We start from the raw sequence: 14,242 nt of genomic DNA, 5'->3' as shown, positions 1-14,242 counted from the left end.
CTAGGGGCGAAGCTCGCGGCTCAGGCGGATATCGAGGAGAAAATCATGCGCTGGATATTGTTTCTGCTGGCTCTTGGAACCGGGGTGGCGCAGGCGCTCGATTACCATCTGCAACCGCGGCAGATCGCCGATGGCGTCTGGCTGGTGGAGGGCAGCACCGACAATTTTGCCGCGGACAATGGCGGCAATATCGTCAATGTCGGCTTCATAGAAACCGACGAAGGCGTGGTGCTGATCGATACCGGCCCCTCGCGCCGTTACGGTGAAGCACTCCGTCAGAGCATCGAAAAAAACACCGGCAAACCGCTGTTGCGCGTGTTGCTGACTCACCATCACCCGGATCACGTGCTGGGCAACCAGGCCTTCACCGATGTACCGATCGCGGCGTTGCCGGGCACCGCCCAGCTGTTGGCCGAGCAGGGTGACGCCATGGCGGAGAACATGTATCGCCTGGTCGGCGACTGGATGCGGGGCACCGAGGTGGTGCTGCCTACTGAGTCGCTGGAGGAAGGCGATATGGAGGTCGGAGGGCGACGACTGAAACTGCTGGCGTTGCGCGGGCATACCGGCGCCGATCTGGCGATTCTCGATGAGCGCAGCGGTGTGCTGTTCGCCGGCGACCTGCTGTTCTACCAGCGGGCGTTGACCACGCCGAACAGTCCGGGGCTGGACGTATGGCTGGCCGACCTGGATCGTCTCGAAGCCTTGCCCTGGAAGCAGATCGTGCCCGGCCATGGGCCGCTGACCACGGATGCCGCGCCCTTTGTCCAGATGCGCGATTATCTGGGCTGGCTCGATGGTGTGCTGCGTCAGGGTGCGGAGCAGGGCGCCGAGATGAACGAGCTGATTCGCACGCCGATCCCCGAACGTTTCGCCCAGGTGAGCCTGTCGCGCTATGAGCTGATTCGCAGCGTCAGTCACCTCTACCCGCGTTACGAGCGCGATGCCATGGCACGGGTGGATCGCCAGGAGTAAAGGCTTGCGGAAGCATCGGTGCGCATGGCGCACCCTACGCGGGCGTTGTCATGGCTTGGTAGTCGTAGCCCGGATGAAATCCGGGAGAAATATGCTCGCTATCCCCGGATTTCATCCGGGCAGCAGGCTGCTCTTGTGGGAGGGGCTTTAGCCGCGACTTGCGCATAAGGGCGTCATCGCTGACGCGCCTCCCACACTCGGTGATCAGAGCTCTTCGTCGTCGCGAATCAGCACGTAATGGCGGCCGTGCTCGGTTTCTTCGTGGTCGTAGACGTAATACATCACCACTTCGCTGACACTGAGCTGCACGGCCACATAATCGCCGCTTTCGGCCATGAAGAAGGCCTTGGTGGCCGGTTTGGCCAGGCATTCGATATAAGCGGTGACGAAGTGCAGCGGGTCTTCCTCGCCGAAATAATCCTCGCGCTGGTGGGCATCCCAGTCGGTCGGCGGTTCGAAGGAACCGGTGAGCAGAACCTTGCCGTCGCCCAGGTCCTGTTCTTCGGCATCCGGGTCCTGCTCGTCGGGGCGGTAGACCGTGCAGTCCAGCGCATCGGGATGATCGAGAATTTCCTGGCGGGGGTGGGGCACGGGTGTCTCCGGTCGGTATGTGCAGGGCGGCCAAGTGTCGGGCAAAGCGATTACCACTGCAATCTCGCCGATGTCATTTGGCGACGGTCTGCGCCATTTTCCACCGCAGCCGCGTTTCGGCGGCCAGGTATTGCTACCAAGGAACGAGGAAAATCGGCTGGGGGTGCAATTGTTGGGGCGCCAAGTCGGGCCAAGAATTTGCGGCAGACCGGGAAAATTTCCCGGCAATAACAATGAACCCGCAGAGGTAGCCGCAATGAAACATACCGGTCTTCGCCAGCCCTTCCTCCTCACCGCGCTGTGCGCAGCGATGCTGATGCCATCCGCTGCCGCGCTGGCGGTCACCGACGCCGAGATTCTCAAGGACGCCAGCACCACCGATGAGATCGTCACCAATGGCCTCGGTCTGCAGGGCCAGCGCTACAGCCCGCTGAACATCCTCAACGAGCACAACGTCAAGGAGCTGCGCCCGGTGTGGACCATGTCCTTCGGCGGCGAGAAGCAGCGTGGTCAGCAGGCGCAGCCGATGATCAAGGATGGCGTCATGTACGTCACGGCATCCTACTCGCGGGTATTCGCCGTCGATGCGCGCACCGGCCGTGAGCTGTGGCAGTACGAAGCGCGTCTGCCGGACGACATCCGCCCGTGCTGTGACGTGATCAACCGCGGCGTGGCGCTGTACGACGACCTGGTGATCTTCGGCACCCTGGATGCCAAGCTGATCGCCCTGAACAAGGACACCGGCAAGGTGGTCTGGAGCAAGCGTGTGGCTGACCACAAGGCCGGCTACTCCATCACCGCGGCGCCGCTGGTGGTCAATGGCAAACTGATCACTGGCGTGTCCGGTGGCGAGTTCGGCGTGGTCGGCAAGATCGAAGCCTACGATCCGAAGAACGGCCAGGTGCTGTGGAGCCGTCCGACCGTCGAAGGCCACATGGGCTATGTCTACAAGGACGGCAAGGCGGTGGAGAACGGCATCAGCGGTGGCGAGGCCGGCAAGACCTGGCCGGGCGACCTGTGGAAGACCGGCGGCGCTGCGCCCTGGCTCGGCGGCTACTACGACGCCGACACCAATCTGCTGTTCTTCGGTACCGGTAACCCGGCACCGTGGAACTCGCACCTGCGCCCTGGCGACAACCTGTATTCCTCCTCGCGCCTGGCGCTTAACCCGGACGACGGCACCATCACCTGGCACTTCCAGACCACCCCGCATGACGGCTGGGACTTCGACGGTGTCAACGAGCTGATCTCCTTCGACTATCAGGACGGCGGCAAGACCGTGAAGGCCGCAGCCACGGCCGACCGTAACGGCTTCTTCTACGTGCTCGACCGCACCAACGGCAAGTTCATCCGTGGCTTCCCCTTCGTCGACAAGATCACCTGGGCCAAGGGCCTGGACAAGAATGGCCGGCCGATCTACGACGACAGCAACCGTCCGGGCTCGCCGAGTGCGAAGGAGAAGGGCGCCAGCGTGTTCGCGGCACCGGCCTTCCTCGGCGCGAAGAACTGGATGCCGATGGCCTACAGCCAGGACACCGGATTGTTCTACGTGCCGTCCAACGAGTGGGGCATGGATATCTGGAACGAGGACATCGCCTACAAGAAGGGCGCGGCCTACCTGGGCGCCGGCTTCACCATCAAGCCGCTCAACGAGGACTACATCGGCGTGCTGCGCGCCATCGATCCGAAGACCGGCAAGGAGGTCTGGCGCCAGACCAACTACGCGCCGCTGTGGGGCGGGGTGCTGACCACCAAGGGCAACCTGGTGTTCACCGGTAACCCGGAAGGCTACCTGCAGGCCTTCAATGCCAAGACCGGCGAGAAAGTCTGGGAATTCCAGACCGGTTCCGGGGTGATCGGCTCGCCGGTGACCTGGGAAATGGACGGTGAGCAGTATGTCTCCGTGCTGTCCGGTTGGGGTGGTGCGGTGCCGCTGTGGGGCGGTGAAGTGGCCAAACGCGTCAAGCACCTGAACCAGGGTGGCATGCTGTGGACCTTCAAGCTGCCGAAGGATCTGGTGGCCAAGCACTGATCGCTGCAGGTATCACACGATGGCCGGACGTTGTCCGGCCATCGTCGTTTCTGCTGCCGGCTGCGTGGATCTGCTGCGATATGCCACGCCTGAATCTGTCATCGAGGGAACGCAAGATGGACAGAACGGGTCTAGCCTTTAGCTTCCAGCGTCTCTCGCCTCGCTGCCAAAGGCTCATGCCAGAGGGCTTGCCGCTCTACTACCAAATGACTAGGCGACCTGTGCCATGGGCGCATACCGAGGTCTCGGGGGGCTTCCTAAGATCGAACCATGACTCGCTTCCCCGATTGGCAGCGGGCTCCGACAACAAGAGAGGTCAGCATCATGATTTACGCGAAACCGGGTACTGCAGGCGCCGTCGTCACCCTCAAACCACGTTACGGTAACTATGTCGGTGGCGAGTTCGTCGCCCCGCTCAGCGGCCAGTACTTCAGCAACACCAGCCCGGTCGATGGCTCGGTGATCGCCGAATTCCCCCGTTCCAATGCCGCCGACGTCGACAAGGCGCTGGACGCTGCACATGCTGCCGCCGATGCCTGGGGGCGTACCAGCGTGCAGGAGCGTTCGCACATCCTGCTGAAGATCGCCGATCGCATCGAAGCCAACCTTGAGCTGTTGGCGGTGGCCGAGACCTGGGACAACGGCAAGGCCGTGCGTGAAACCCTCAACGCCGACGTGCCGCTGGCTGCTGACCACTTCCGCTACTTCGCCGGCTGCATCCGCGCCCAGGAAGGCAGTACTGCCGAGATCAATGACGGCACCGTGGCCTATCACTTCCACGAACCGCTGGGTGTAGTCGGGCAGATCATCCCGTGGAACTTCCCGCTGCTGATGGCCGCCTGGAAACTGGCTCCGGCCCTGGCTGCCGGCAACGCCATCGTGCTCAAGCCGGCCGAGCAGACGCCGCTGTCGATCACCCTGCTGGTGGAAATCATCGGTGACCTGCTGCCGCCAGGCGTGCTCAACATCGTCCAGGGCTTCGGTCGCGAGGCAGGTGAAGCGCTGGCCACCAGCAAGCGCATCGCCAAGATTGCCTTCACCGGCTCCACCCCGGTCGGCTCGCACATCATGAAGTGCGCGGCCGAAAACATCATTCCGTCCACCGTCGAACTGGGCGGCAAATCGCCGAACATCTTCTTCGCCGACATCATGAATGCCGAGCCAGCGTTCATCGAGAAAGCCGCCGAAGGTCTGGTGCTGGGCTTCTTCAATCAGGGTGAGGTGTGCACCTGCCCATCGCGTGCCCTGGTACAGGAGTCGATCTACGACGCCTTCATGGTCGAGGTGATGAAGAAGATCAAGCAGATCAAACGTGGCAATCCGCTGGATACCGACACCATGGTCGGCGCCCAGGCCTCGCAGCAGCAGTTCGACAAGATCCTCAGCTACCTTGAAATCGCTCAGCAGGAAGGTGCTCAGGTGCTCACCGGCGGTGCGGCGGAGCGACTGGACGGCGACCTGGCCAGCGGTTACTACATCCAGCCGACTCTGCTCAAGGGCACCAACAAGATGCGCGTGTTCCAGGAGGAAATCTTCGGCCCGGTGATCGGTGTGACCACCTTCAAGGACGAAGCCGAGGCGCTGGCCATCGCCAACGACACCGAGTTCGGTCTGGGGGCCGGTGTGTGGAGCCGCGACATGAACGTCGCCTACCGCATGGGCCGTGCGATCAAGGCCGGCCGCGTGTGGACCAACTGCTACCACCTGTATCCGGCGCATGCCGCGTTCGGTGGCTACAAGAAGTCCGGCGTCGGTCGCGAAACCCACAAGATGATGCTCGACCACTACCAGCAGACCAAGAACCTGCTGGTGAGCTATGACATCAATCCGCTGGGCTTCTTCTGATCTCCAACACACGATCTGCTGCGCGTCGGCCCTACTGCGTTAGAAGCAGGCTCGGAATGCTCATGTACAAAAGTACACTCTGCTTCCTCGCCTACTTCTGCCTTGTAGGTCTCTAGCTCGCAAGATCGTGAATCGGCTATGTACCAAGGGCGGCGCGCTCGCTCCGGCGCGCCGCTCATTGCCAGGCGAGCGACCCTACCCGGGTGGGTCTGCAGGCAGCCATGGGCCTGAACGGCAGCAGATTCTTCTCGCGACGCGGCTTCGGCCGCGTTTTTTATTGGCGCATGTTTCAGTTCCGGCGATGACCGGAACCTTCAGCTGTGAACCATGCCTACCAATAGCGTCACCTACCAATGCCAGTGCCGATTCATCCCAAAGTACCATTTGGCCTCTTGCCTGGCGGGGGCTTAATGAGGGTGCCGGAATGCCCCGGCGCCATAACAAGAGGACCGCACCATGTGGACTAAACCCGCCTACACCGACCTGCGTATTGGCTTCGAAGTGACCATGTATTTCGCCAATCGTTGATCGCTCCTGGCCCCGGCTCGACCGGGGCATCCCGCTGGTGACTCTCATGCATATCCAGATTCTCGGCTCCGCCGCTGGCGGTGGTTTTCCGCAGTGGAACTGCAACTGCCGCAACTGCCGTGGCGTGCGGGCCGGCACCCTGCGGGCGCAACCGCGTACGCAATCGTCCATCGCCATCTCCGACGACGGCGAGCAGTGGATTCTGTGCAATGCCTCGCCGGACATCCGCGCACAGATCGAAGCCTTTCCGGCACTGCAACCGGCGCGCAAGCTGCGTGATACCGCTATCGCCGGCATCGTTCTGCTCGACAGCCAGATTGACCATTGCACCGGCCTGCTGACCCTGCGTGAAGGCTGCCCGCATCAGGTCTGGTGTACCGAGATGGTCCATCAGGACCTGACCACCGGATTTCCGCTGTTCAACATGCTCAGTCACTGGAATGGCGGCCTGCAGCGCCGGCTGATTGAACTGGACGCCAAACCTTTCAGCATCCCAGCTTGCCCGGCGCTACGCATTACCGCGATCGCCCTGCGCAGCAGCGCGCCGCCGTATTCGCCGCATCGCGGCAATCCGCATCCGGGCGACAACATTGGCCTGTTCATCGAAGACACCCGCAGTGGCCGCAGCCTGTTCTACGCCCCCGGCCTCGGCCAGGTGGACGAGCACCTGCTGAGCTGGATGCGCCGTGCCGATTGTTTGCTGGTAGACGGGACACTGTGGCGCGACGACGAAATGCGCGTGTGCGAGGTGGGCGACAAGCTCGGCAGCGAGATGGGCCATCTGTGCCAGAGCGGTCCTGGCGGCATGATCGAGGTCCTCGACGGCCTGCCTTCGGCGCGCAAGGTCCTTATCCATATCAACAATACCAACCCGATTCTCGATCTTGATTCGCCTGAGCGTGCCGAACTGGACGCGCGTGGTATCGAGGTCGCTTTCGATGGCATGAGCATCGTTTTGTAGGGTGTGCGAGGCCGCCCAGGCCGTACGCACCTTAAAGAATGCAGGTGCGCACGGCGCACCCTACGGCAACCTGCATCGGAGATACTGATGAGCCAACCTGCCATGAGCCCTGCCGAGTTCGAGCAGGCGCTGCGCGCCAAGGGTGCGCTGTACCACATTCATCACCCGTTCCATCGCACCATGTACGAAGGGCGCGCTACGCGCGAGCAGATTCAGGGTTGGGTGGCCAACCGTTTCTATTACCAGGTGAACATCCCGCTCAAGGATGCGGCGATCATGGCCAATTGCCCGGATCGCGAAACGCGGCGCGAATGGGTTCAGCGCATCCTCGACCACGACGGTGCGCCTGGCGAGGAGGGCGGCATCGAGGCCTGGCTGCGCCTGGCCGAATCTGTCGGGCTGAACCGTGAACAGGTGCTGTCGCAGGAGCTGGTGCTACCCGGCGTGCGTTTCGCCGTCGATGCCTACGTCAACTTCGCTCGCCGCGCCAGTTGGCAGGAGGCGGCCAGCAGTTCGCTGACCGAGCTGTTCGCCCCGCAGATTCATCAGTCGCGTCTGGACAGTTGGCCGCAGCATTACCCGTGGATCGACGCCACCGGCTACGACTACTTCCGCAAGCGTTTGAAAGAGGCGCGCCGCGATGTCGAGCACGGCCTGCGCATCACTCTCGAACACTACTGCACCCGTAAGGCGCAGGAGCGCATGCTGCAGATCCTGCAGTTCAAGCTGGACGTGCTGTGGAGCATGCTCGACGCCATGAGCATGGCCTACGAGCTGCAGCGTCCGCCGTATCACACCGTGACCAACGAGCGCGCTTGGCATCGGGGTATCGTCTTATGAGTATCGAGCGAGCGGTGCGCACGGCGCACCCTACGGCCGCATTTCCGTTCGACGCGCCCTTTGTAGGGTGCGCCGCGCGCACCAGTCAGGAGCCCGAACAATGACTGCTGTCATCCTCCCACCCAGCGTACCCGCCATCCGCCGCGGTTTCCGCCTGCAGTTCGAACCGGCTCAGGGCTGCCATGTGCTGCTTTATCCGGAAGGCATGATCAAGCTCAACGACAGCGCCGGAGAGATTCTTCAGCAGGTCGACGGCAAGCGCTCGGTGTCCGAGATCATCGATAATCTGCACCAGCGCTTCCCCGATGTACCCGGTATCGACGAGGACATCCTCGCCTTTATGGAGGTGGCCCATGCTCAGTTCTGGATCGAGCTTCGCTAAAGCAGGTCATGAACCGGGGCCACCGCTGTGGCTGCTGGCCGAGCTGACTTATCGTTGCCCGCTGCAGTGCCCGTACTGCTCCAACCCGCTGGATTTCGCCAAGCAGGGCGCCGAGCTGTCGACCACCGAGTGGATCGAAGTGTTTCGCCAGGCGCGTGAGCTGGGCGCCGCGCAGCTGGGTTTTTCCGGCGGCGAGCCGCTGGTGCGCCAGGACCTGGCGGAGCTGATCGCCGCCGCACGCGGCTTGGGCTACTACACTAACCTGATCACCTCCGGTATCGGCCTGACCGAAGCACGTATCGCCGAGTTCGCCGATGCCGGGCTCGACCATATCCAGATCAGCTTCCAGGCCGCCGACGAGGAAGTGAACAACCTGCTGGCCGGCTCGCAGAAGGCCTTCGCGCAGAAGCTGGCCATGGCCCGAGCGGTCAAGGCCCACGGTTACCCGATGGTGCTCAATTTCGTCACCCACCGGCACAACATCGACAATATCGAACGTATCATCGAACTGTGCCTGGAGCTGGAGGCGGATTTCGTCGAGCTCGCCACCTGCCAGTTCTACGGTTGGGCCGAGCTCAACCGCGCAGGCTTGCTGCCGACCCGTGCGCAGCTGGAGCGCGCTGAGCGCATCACCAACCAGTGGCGCGACAAGCTGGCGGCCGATAACCACCCCTGCAAGCTGATCTTCGTCACCCCGGATTACTACGAGGAGCGCCCCAAGGCGTGCATGAACGGTTGGGGCAACCTGTTCCTCGATATCACGCCGGACGGCACCGCGCTGCCATGCCACAGCGCGCGGCAGCTACCGGTGCAGTTCCCGAACGTGCGCGAGCACAGCCTGGAACATATCTGGCGGCATTCCTTCGGCTTCAACCGCTTTCGCGGTGACGACTGGATGCCCGAGCCGTGCCGCAGCTGTGATGAGAAGCACAAGGATTTCGGCGGCTGTCGTTGCCAGGCCTTCATGCTCACCGGCGATGCCAGCAATGCCGACCCGGTGTGCAGCAAGTCGGCCCATCATGGGGTGATTCTCGCTGCACGTCGGCAGGCCGATGAGGCGCCGCTGGGGATGGATGCGTTGCAGTACCGCAACGACAAGGCCTCGCGGATCATATGCAAGGCGTAGGGTGCGCCGTGCGCACCGATCCTGACGCGATCTGGAGTGCCGAGCAGGCTGCAGCGGCCAGTGTCGATTTTGCCGAGCTACACGCTGCTCATGGTGGTGTGCTGTGGGTAGCGTTCGACCCACAGCAGGCGCGTTGCGGGCTGTTCTTTTGCCGCGACGGCGACGTGCGTGAACTGAGCCCGCCGGGGTTCTCCGTGCGCAGCCGCGTCTACGAGTATGGTGGCGGCGCCTGCTGTGCCACAGAGCAGGGCGTGGCCTTCGTCAATGAAGGGGATCAGCAGATCTACCATCTGTTGGTCACCCCCTCTTCCGTAGGAGCGGCTTCAGCCGCGAATCTTGCTGATTCAAGAGAAATCGCGGCTGAAGCGCAATGCCGCCCAGCCGCTCCTACGAACAATCAACCCCAGGCGCTAACGGCTCGCTGCAAATGCCGCTACGGCGACCTGTCCTTCGTGCCCGCCTGGCAGGCGCTGCTCGCAGTCGAGGAAAGCCATGAAGGCGATGCGGTGGTGCATCGCCTGGTGCGCATCGGCCTCAATGGTAAGCACGATGTCCTGGTCGAAGGTGCCGATTTCTATGCTGCGCCGGTGGCGGATCCCTCCGGCCAGCGTCTGGCCTGGATCGAGTGGAGTCGCCCGCATCAGCCCTGGGTCGCTACGCGCCTTTGTCTGCGTGAGTCCGGTGAACGCACTCGGCTGCTGTCAGGTGAGCTGGGGGATCGATCTCTGCAGCAGCCGCGTTTCGATGCGCAGGGCCGGCTGTGGGTGCTGGATGACCAAGAAGGTTGGTGGCAGCCCAGATGCATTGATGCCGACACAGAGTGCGATGCCGCGCCTTACGATCATGCGCCGGCGCCCTGGCAATTGGGCGCTCGCACCTATCTTGCGCTGGAAAATGACGAGCTGCTGCTGACCCGTTTCGAGCAGGACGTAGGGTGCGCCGTGCGCACCAATTCTTTGAATGCCGATACCGTTGGTGCGCACAGCGCACCCTACGAACGGCGGCTGGCCGAAGATTTTACCCGCTTCCGCTCCCTGGCTGCCGACAGCGAATATTTCTACTGCATCGCTGCTGCGCCGGATCGCTTGCCTGCCGTGTTGGCGATCCGCCGCCGCGATGGCGCATTGCGCATACTCGCCGGCGGCGAGCAGCCTTTGTTCGCAGCACAACTGGCCCGACCCCAGCCATTCAGTTGCACCGTGGGAGAGGGCGAGCATTGCCATGGTTTCTTCTACGCTCCCGTTTCGTCGGCAGAGCGCCCCCCCCTGGTGATCTTCCTGCACGGTGGCCCGACTTCTGCCTGCTACCCGGTGTTCGATCCGCGTATCGCCTTCTGGACGCTGCGCGGTTACGCCGTGCTCGACCTCAATTATCGCGGCAGCAGTGGTTATGGTCGTGCCTATCGTCTGCGGCTGGCTGGCGAATGGGGAGCGCTGGAGGTCGAGGACATTCGCGCCGCCGTCGACGCGCTGGCCGATGATGGTCGCATCGATGCGCAGCGGGTGTTCGTTCGCGGTGGCAGCGCCGGCGGCTTTAGCGCATTGCGAGCGCTCGCCGAGTTGCCGCAGTTGCGCGGCGGCGCCAGTCTCTACGGCGTCAGCGACCCGCTGGCGCTGCGCCGGCTGACGCACAAGTTCGAGGCGGATTATCTGGACTGGCTGATCGGCGATCCGGAGCGCGATGCCGAGCGTTACCGGGCGCGTACACCCTTGTTGCAGGCTGAACGGATCAGCGTGCCGGTAATTTTCTTCCAGGGCGGGCTGGATGCCGTGGTGGTACCGAGCCAGACCGAAAGCATGGTCGAAGCGCTGCGTCAGCGTGGTTTGCCGGTGGAATATCACCTGTTCGCCGAAGAACGCCACGGTTTTCGTCAGGCGGCCAATCTGGCCATGGCCTTGCGCGCCGAACATGCCTTTTACCAGGGGCTGGGCTGAACTCTGGTCGCATTGCATTAACCCAGCAATGCAGTAGGCTGATCGCCATCCATAACAAGAAATTTCAGGCCGTTGTATGAGCCACGATTTGAATCAGCTGCGCAAGTTCGTTTCCCCCGAGATCATCTTCGGTGCCGGCTCCCGGCACAACGTTGGTAACTACGCCAAGACTTTCGGTGCGCGTAAGGTGCTGATCGTCTCCGATCCTGGTGTCGTTGCCGCTGGTTGGGCTGGTGACGTCGAGGCCAGTCTGCAGGCTCAGGGCATCGCCTACAGCCTGTACACCAAGGTGTCGCCCAATCCCCGGGTCGAAGAGGTGATGGAGGGCGCCGAGGTTTATCGCAGCGAGGGTTGCAACGCCATCGTCGCCGTTGGCGGCGGCAGCCCGATGGATTGCGCCAAAGGGATCGGCATCGTCGTCGCTCACGGGCGCAGCATCCTCGAGTTCGAGGGTGTCGATACCATTCGCGTACCCAGCCCACCGCTGATCCTGATCCCGACCACCGCCGGCACCTCGGCTGACGTGTCGCAGTTCGTGATCATTTCCAACCAGCAGGAGCGCATGAAGTTTTCCATCGTCAGCAAGGCGGTGGTGCCGGACGTGTCGCTGATCGACCCGGAAACGACTCTGAGCATGGACCCGTTCCTCAGTGCCTGCACCGGCATCGACGCCATGGTGCATGCCATCGAAGCGTTCGTGTCCACCGGCCATGGCCCGCTGACCGATCCGCATGCCCTGGAGGCCATGCGCCTGATCAACGGCAACCTGGTGCAGATGATCGCCAATCCAGGTGACATCGCCCTGCGCGAGAAGATCATGCTCGGCAGCATGCAGGCCGGTCTGGCATTTTCCAATGCCATTCTCGGCGCTGTGCATGCCATGAGTCACAGCCTCGGCGGCTTTCTCGATCTGCCCCACGGCCTGTGCAATGCGGTACTGATCGAGCATGTGGTGGCTTTCAACTACAGCGCTGCGCCGGAACGCTTCAAGGTCATCGCCGAGACCCTCGGTATCGATTGTCGTGGTCTGAATCACGCGCAGATTCGTCAGCGCCTGGTCGAGCACCTGATCGCCTTCAAGCATGCCGTGGGCTTTCGCGAAACTCTGGCGCTGCATGGTGTCGGCACCTCCGACATTCCGTTCCTGTCCAGCCATGCGATGGACGACCCGTGCATCCTTACCAACCCGCGCGAGTCGACCCAGCGTGACGTCGAGGTGGTCTATGGCGAGGCGCTCTGACGAAGCGCTGGCTGGGCTGCTCGGCTTAAGCAGCCAGTCGGCGCGCAAGAGCCATTACCCGGAACTGCTGGCGCGCCTGGAAGAGTTGGAGGCCGAGCGCAATCGCTATAAATGGCTGTTCGAGCACGCGGTGCACGGCATCATCCAGGCCAGCCTGCAGGACGGGGTACTGGCCGCCAATCCGGCGATGGCCCGTATGCTTGGCTATGACGATCCGCAGCAGGTGCTCTGGGCGCCGGACGATCTGGCTCGGCACCTGTTCGTTGGCGGCTTCGAGGAACTGACGTTGATTCGCCAGCGCTTGAGTCAGGGGCGGGCGCTGCTGGGCTACGAAACGCGCCTGCGTCGCCGCGATGGCAGCACCATCGACGTGTTGATGAACCTGTTGCTCAAACCCGAGAGTGAAGGGGTTTTCGAGGGCTTCGTCGCCGATATCACCGAGCGCAAGCAGGCCCAGCAACGCCTGCAGCTGCTCAATGACGAACTGGAACAGCGCGTCGCCGCACGTACCTTCGAGCTGCTCGAATCCAACCGCAACCTGCAGCGGCAGATCGAAGAGCGAGAACGTATCGAGCAGGCCCTGCGCGAGGCGCGCGACGCCGCTGAGGCGGCCAATCGCAGCAAAGACAAGTATCTGGCAGCCGCCAGTCACGATCTGCTGCAGCCGCTCAATGCCGCGCGCCTGCTGATTTCCACGCTGCGTGAGCGCGAGCTGCCGAGTGCCGAGCACAATCTGGTGGAGCGCAGCCATCTGGCGCTGGAAGGGGCGGAGGATCTGCTTGCCGATCTGCTGGATATTTCCAAGCTGGATCAGGCTGCGATCAAACCGGATCTCGATGTCTATCGCCTGGAGGAACTGCTGGCGCCGCTGGCGTCAGAGTTCGATGGCGTGGCCTCGGCCAGCGGTCTGCGCCTGCGCGTGCGTGGCTGCGATTGTGCCGTGCACACCGACTTCCGCTTGTTGACGCGTATTTTGCGCAACTTTCTCAGTAACGCCTGTCGCTACACCGAGAGCGGTGGCGTGCTGCTCGGTGCGCGCCGCCGTGGCGCCTTCGTCGACTTGCAGGTATGGGACAGTGGTCGCGGCATAGCTGCCGACCAGCTGGACAAGATTTTCCTCGAGTTCAATCAACTGGAAGTCGGCTGCGCCACCGATCGCAAGGGTGTTGGCCTCGGTTTGGCCATCGTCGAGCGCATCGCCCGGATGCTGGGTTATCCGGTGCAGGTTCGCTCTCATCCCGGTAGAGGTTCAGTCTTCAGTATCCGTGTGCCGTTGGCGCGGCAACTGCCGCAACGACAACCTCAGAACACCGTGCAGCCTGCGCTGGGTAATCCGCTGCCGGGACGGCGCCTGCTGGTGATCGACAACGAAGCGGACATTCTGCACAGCATGGCCGCGTTGCTCGGTCAGTGGGGCTGCGAGGTGGTCACCGCGCTCGACTTGCCCGAGGCCTTGCAGCGGCTGCAGGGCAGGGCGCCGGAGGTGATCCTGGCCGATTTCCATCTCGATCATGGCGTGCTTGGCTGCGAGGTCATTCAACAGCTGCGCGAGGTGTTTGCCCGGCCGATTCCTGCGCTGATCATCAGCGCTGACCGCAGCGATGCCTGTCGCCGCGAGTTGCAGGCGCTGGGGGCGCCACTGCTGAACAAGCCGGTCAAACCCGGCAAGCTGCGCGCGGTGCTCAGCCAGCTTCTCCAGGACGCGTGAACGGCGGCAGACTGGCGGGCTGAACCTGAGCGGAGCGGATGCTGTCTATTGGCTACCTCATCCCTCAGGAGATAACCACA

General features: G+C 62.9%; 12 protein-coding genes. 11 read left to right on the top strand and 1 reads right to left on the bottom strand.

Annotated features, from left to right (window positions below):
- Positions 1 to 45: 45 nt before the first annotated feature.
- Entirely contained in the window at positions 46 to 975 is a 930-nt protein-coding gene (locus tag ACJRW5_RS03715) for a quinoprotein relay system zinc metallohydrolase 1 (RefSeq protein WP_484569188.1), read from the top strand.
- A 204-nt stretch (positions 976 to 1,179) separates the two neighbouring features.
- On the opposite strand, the gene ACJRW5_RS03710 is transcribed toward ACJRW5_RS03715, so the two are convergent.
- Positions 1,180 to 1,566: a hypothetical protein gene (locus tag ACJRW5_RS03710; RefSeq protein ID WP_484569187.1), complete on the bottom strand. Its 387-nt coding sequence runs from the start codon at positions 1,564 to 1,566 to the stop codon at positions 1,180 to 1,182.
- 256 nt (positions 1,567 to 1,822) lie between these two features.
- Here ACJRW5_RS03710 and ACJRW5_RS03705 point away from each other — a divergent pair, with 256 nt between their 5' ends.
- From ACJRW5_RS03705 to ACJRW5_RS03660, 10 genes are all read left to right on the top strand, one after another.
- Positions 1,823 to 3,598, top strand: coding sequence for a methanol/ethanol family PQQ-dependent dehydrogenase (locus ACJRW5_RS03705; RefSeq protein ID WP_484569186.1), 1,776 nt, complete (start codon positions 1,823 to 1,825; stop codon positions 3,596 to 3,598).
- 324 nt (positions 3,599 to 3,922) lie between these two features.
- Entirely contained in the window at positions 3,923 to 5,443 is a 1,521-nt protein-coding gene (gene exaC, locus ACJRW5_RS03700; RefSeq protein ID WP_484569185.1) for an acetaldehyde dehydrogenase ExaC, read from the top strand.
- Between the two features lie 456 nt (positions 5,444 to 5,899).
- A complete protein-coding gene (gene pqqA, locus ACJRW5_RS03695) occupies positions 5,900 to 5,971 on the top strand; it encodes a pyrroloquinoline quinone precursor peptide PqqA (protein WP_003243383.1) in 72 nt (23 codons plus the stop codon).
- A gap of 46 nt (positions 5,972 to 6,017) precedes the next feature.
- Positions 6,018 to 6,932, top strand: a complete 915-nt coding sequence (gene pqqB / locus ACJRW5_RS03690; protein ID WP_484569184.1) for a pyrroloquinoline quinone biosynthesis protein PqqB — start codon at positions 6,018 to 6,020, stop codon at positions 6,930 to 6,932.
- A gap of 87 nt (positions 6,933 to 7,019) precedes the next feature.
- Positions 7,020 to 7,772, top strand: a complete 753-nt coding sequence (gene pqqC, locus ACJRW5_RS03685) for a pyrroloquinoline-quinone synthase PqqC (protein WP_484569183.1) — start codon at positions 7,020 to 7,022, stop codon at positions 7,770 to 7,772.
- A gap of 100 nt (positions 7,773 to 7,872) precedes the next feature.
- A complete protein-coding gene (gene pqqD, locus ACJRW5_RS03680) occupies positions 7,873 to 8,154 on the top strand; it encodes a pyrroloquinoline quinone biosynthesis peptide chaperone PqqD (RefSeq protein WP_484569182.1) in 282 nt (93 codons plus the stop codon).
- Positions 8,126 to 9,280: a pyrroloquinoline quinone biosynthesis protein PqqE gene (gene pqqE / locus ACJRW5_RS03675; protein WP_484569181.1), complete on the top strand. Its 1,155-nt coding sequence runs from the start codon at positions 8,126 to 8,128 to the stop codon at positions 9,278 to 9,280. Before pqqD ends, pqqE begins: the two co-directional genes overlap by 29 nt.
- Positions 9,268 to 11,214 carry a S9 family peptidase gene (locus tag ACJRW5_RS03670; RefSeq protein WP_484569180.1) on the top strand — a complete coding sequence of 649 codons (1,947 nt, stop codon included), beginning with the start codon at positions 9,268 to 9,270 and terminating at the stop codon, positions 11,212 to 11,214. The genes pqqE and ACJRW5_RS03670 overlap by 13 nt, the downstream gene beginning before the upstream one ends.
- A gap of 76 nt (positions 11,215 to 11,290) precedes the next feature.
- Entirely contained in the window at positions 11,291 to 12,454 is a 1,164-nt protein-coding gene (ercA, locus tag ACJRW5_RS03665) for an alcohol dehydrogenase-like regulatory protein ErcA (protein WP_484569179.1), read from the top strand.
- Complete coding sequence (locus ACJRW5_RS03660) at positions 12,438 to 14,162, top strand: hybrid sensor histidine kinase/response regulator (protein ID WP_484569178.1); 1,725 nt, start codon at positions 12,438 to 12,440, stop codon at positions 14,160 to 14,162. The genes ercA and ACJRW5_RS03660 overlap by 17 nt, the downstream gene beginning before the upstream one ends.
- The last annotated feature ends 80 nt before the right edge of the window (positions 14,163 to 14,242 follow it).

The sequence above is a fragment of the Pseudomonas pichavaramensis genome (assembly GCF_050473265.1).
Lineage (GTDB): Bacteria > Pseudomonadota > Gammaproteobacteria > Pseudomonadales > Pseudomonadaceae > Aquipseudomonas.
Note: the sequence above shows the minus strand (reverse complement) of the source record. Positions and strands in the feature narration are given on the sequence as shown.

Bases quoted from the DNA above. Each gene is read 5' to 3' on its own strand.
- ACJRW5_RS03670 (WP_484569180.1), top strand. From the start codon at position 9,268: ATGCAAGGCGTAGGGTGCGCCGTGCGCACCGATCCTGACGCGATCTGG.
- pqqE (WP_484569181.1), top strand. From the start codon at position 8,126: ATGCTCAGTTCTGGATCGAGCTTCGCTAAAGCAGGTCATGAACCGGGG.
- exaC (WP_484569185.1), top strand. From the start codon at position 3,923: ATGATTTACGCGAAACCGGGTACTGCAGGCGCCGTCGTCACCCTCAAA.
- ACJRW5_RS03715 (WP_484569188.1), top strand. From the start codon at position 46: ATGCGCTGGATATTGTTTCTGCTGGCTCTTGGAACCGGGGTGGCGCAG.
- pqqB (WP_484569184.1), top strand. From the start codon at position 6,018: ATGCATATCCAGATTCTCGGCTCCGCCGCTGGCGGTGGTTTTCCGCAG.
- pqqD (WP_484569182.1), top strand. From the start codon at position 7,873: ATGACTGCTGTCATCCTCCCACCCAGCGTACCCGCCATCCGCCGCGGT.
- ACJRW5_RS03660 (WP_484569178.1), top strand. From the start codon at position 12,438: ATGGCGAGGCGCTCTGACGAAGCGCTGGCTGGGCTGCTCGGCTTAAGC.
- pqqC (WP_484569183.1), top strand. From the start codon at position 7,020: ATGAGCCAACCTGCCATGAGCCCTGCCGAGTTCGAGCAGGCGCTGCGC.
- ACJRW5_RS03705 (WP_484569186.1), top strand. From the start codon at position 1,823: ATGAAACATACCGGTCTTCGCCAGCCCTTCCTCCTCACCGCGCTGTGC.
- ercA (WP_484569179.1), top strand. From the start codon at position 11,291: ATGAGCCACGATTTGAATCAGCTGCGCAAGTTCGTTTCCCCCGAGATC.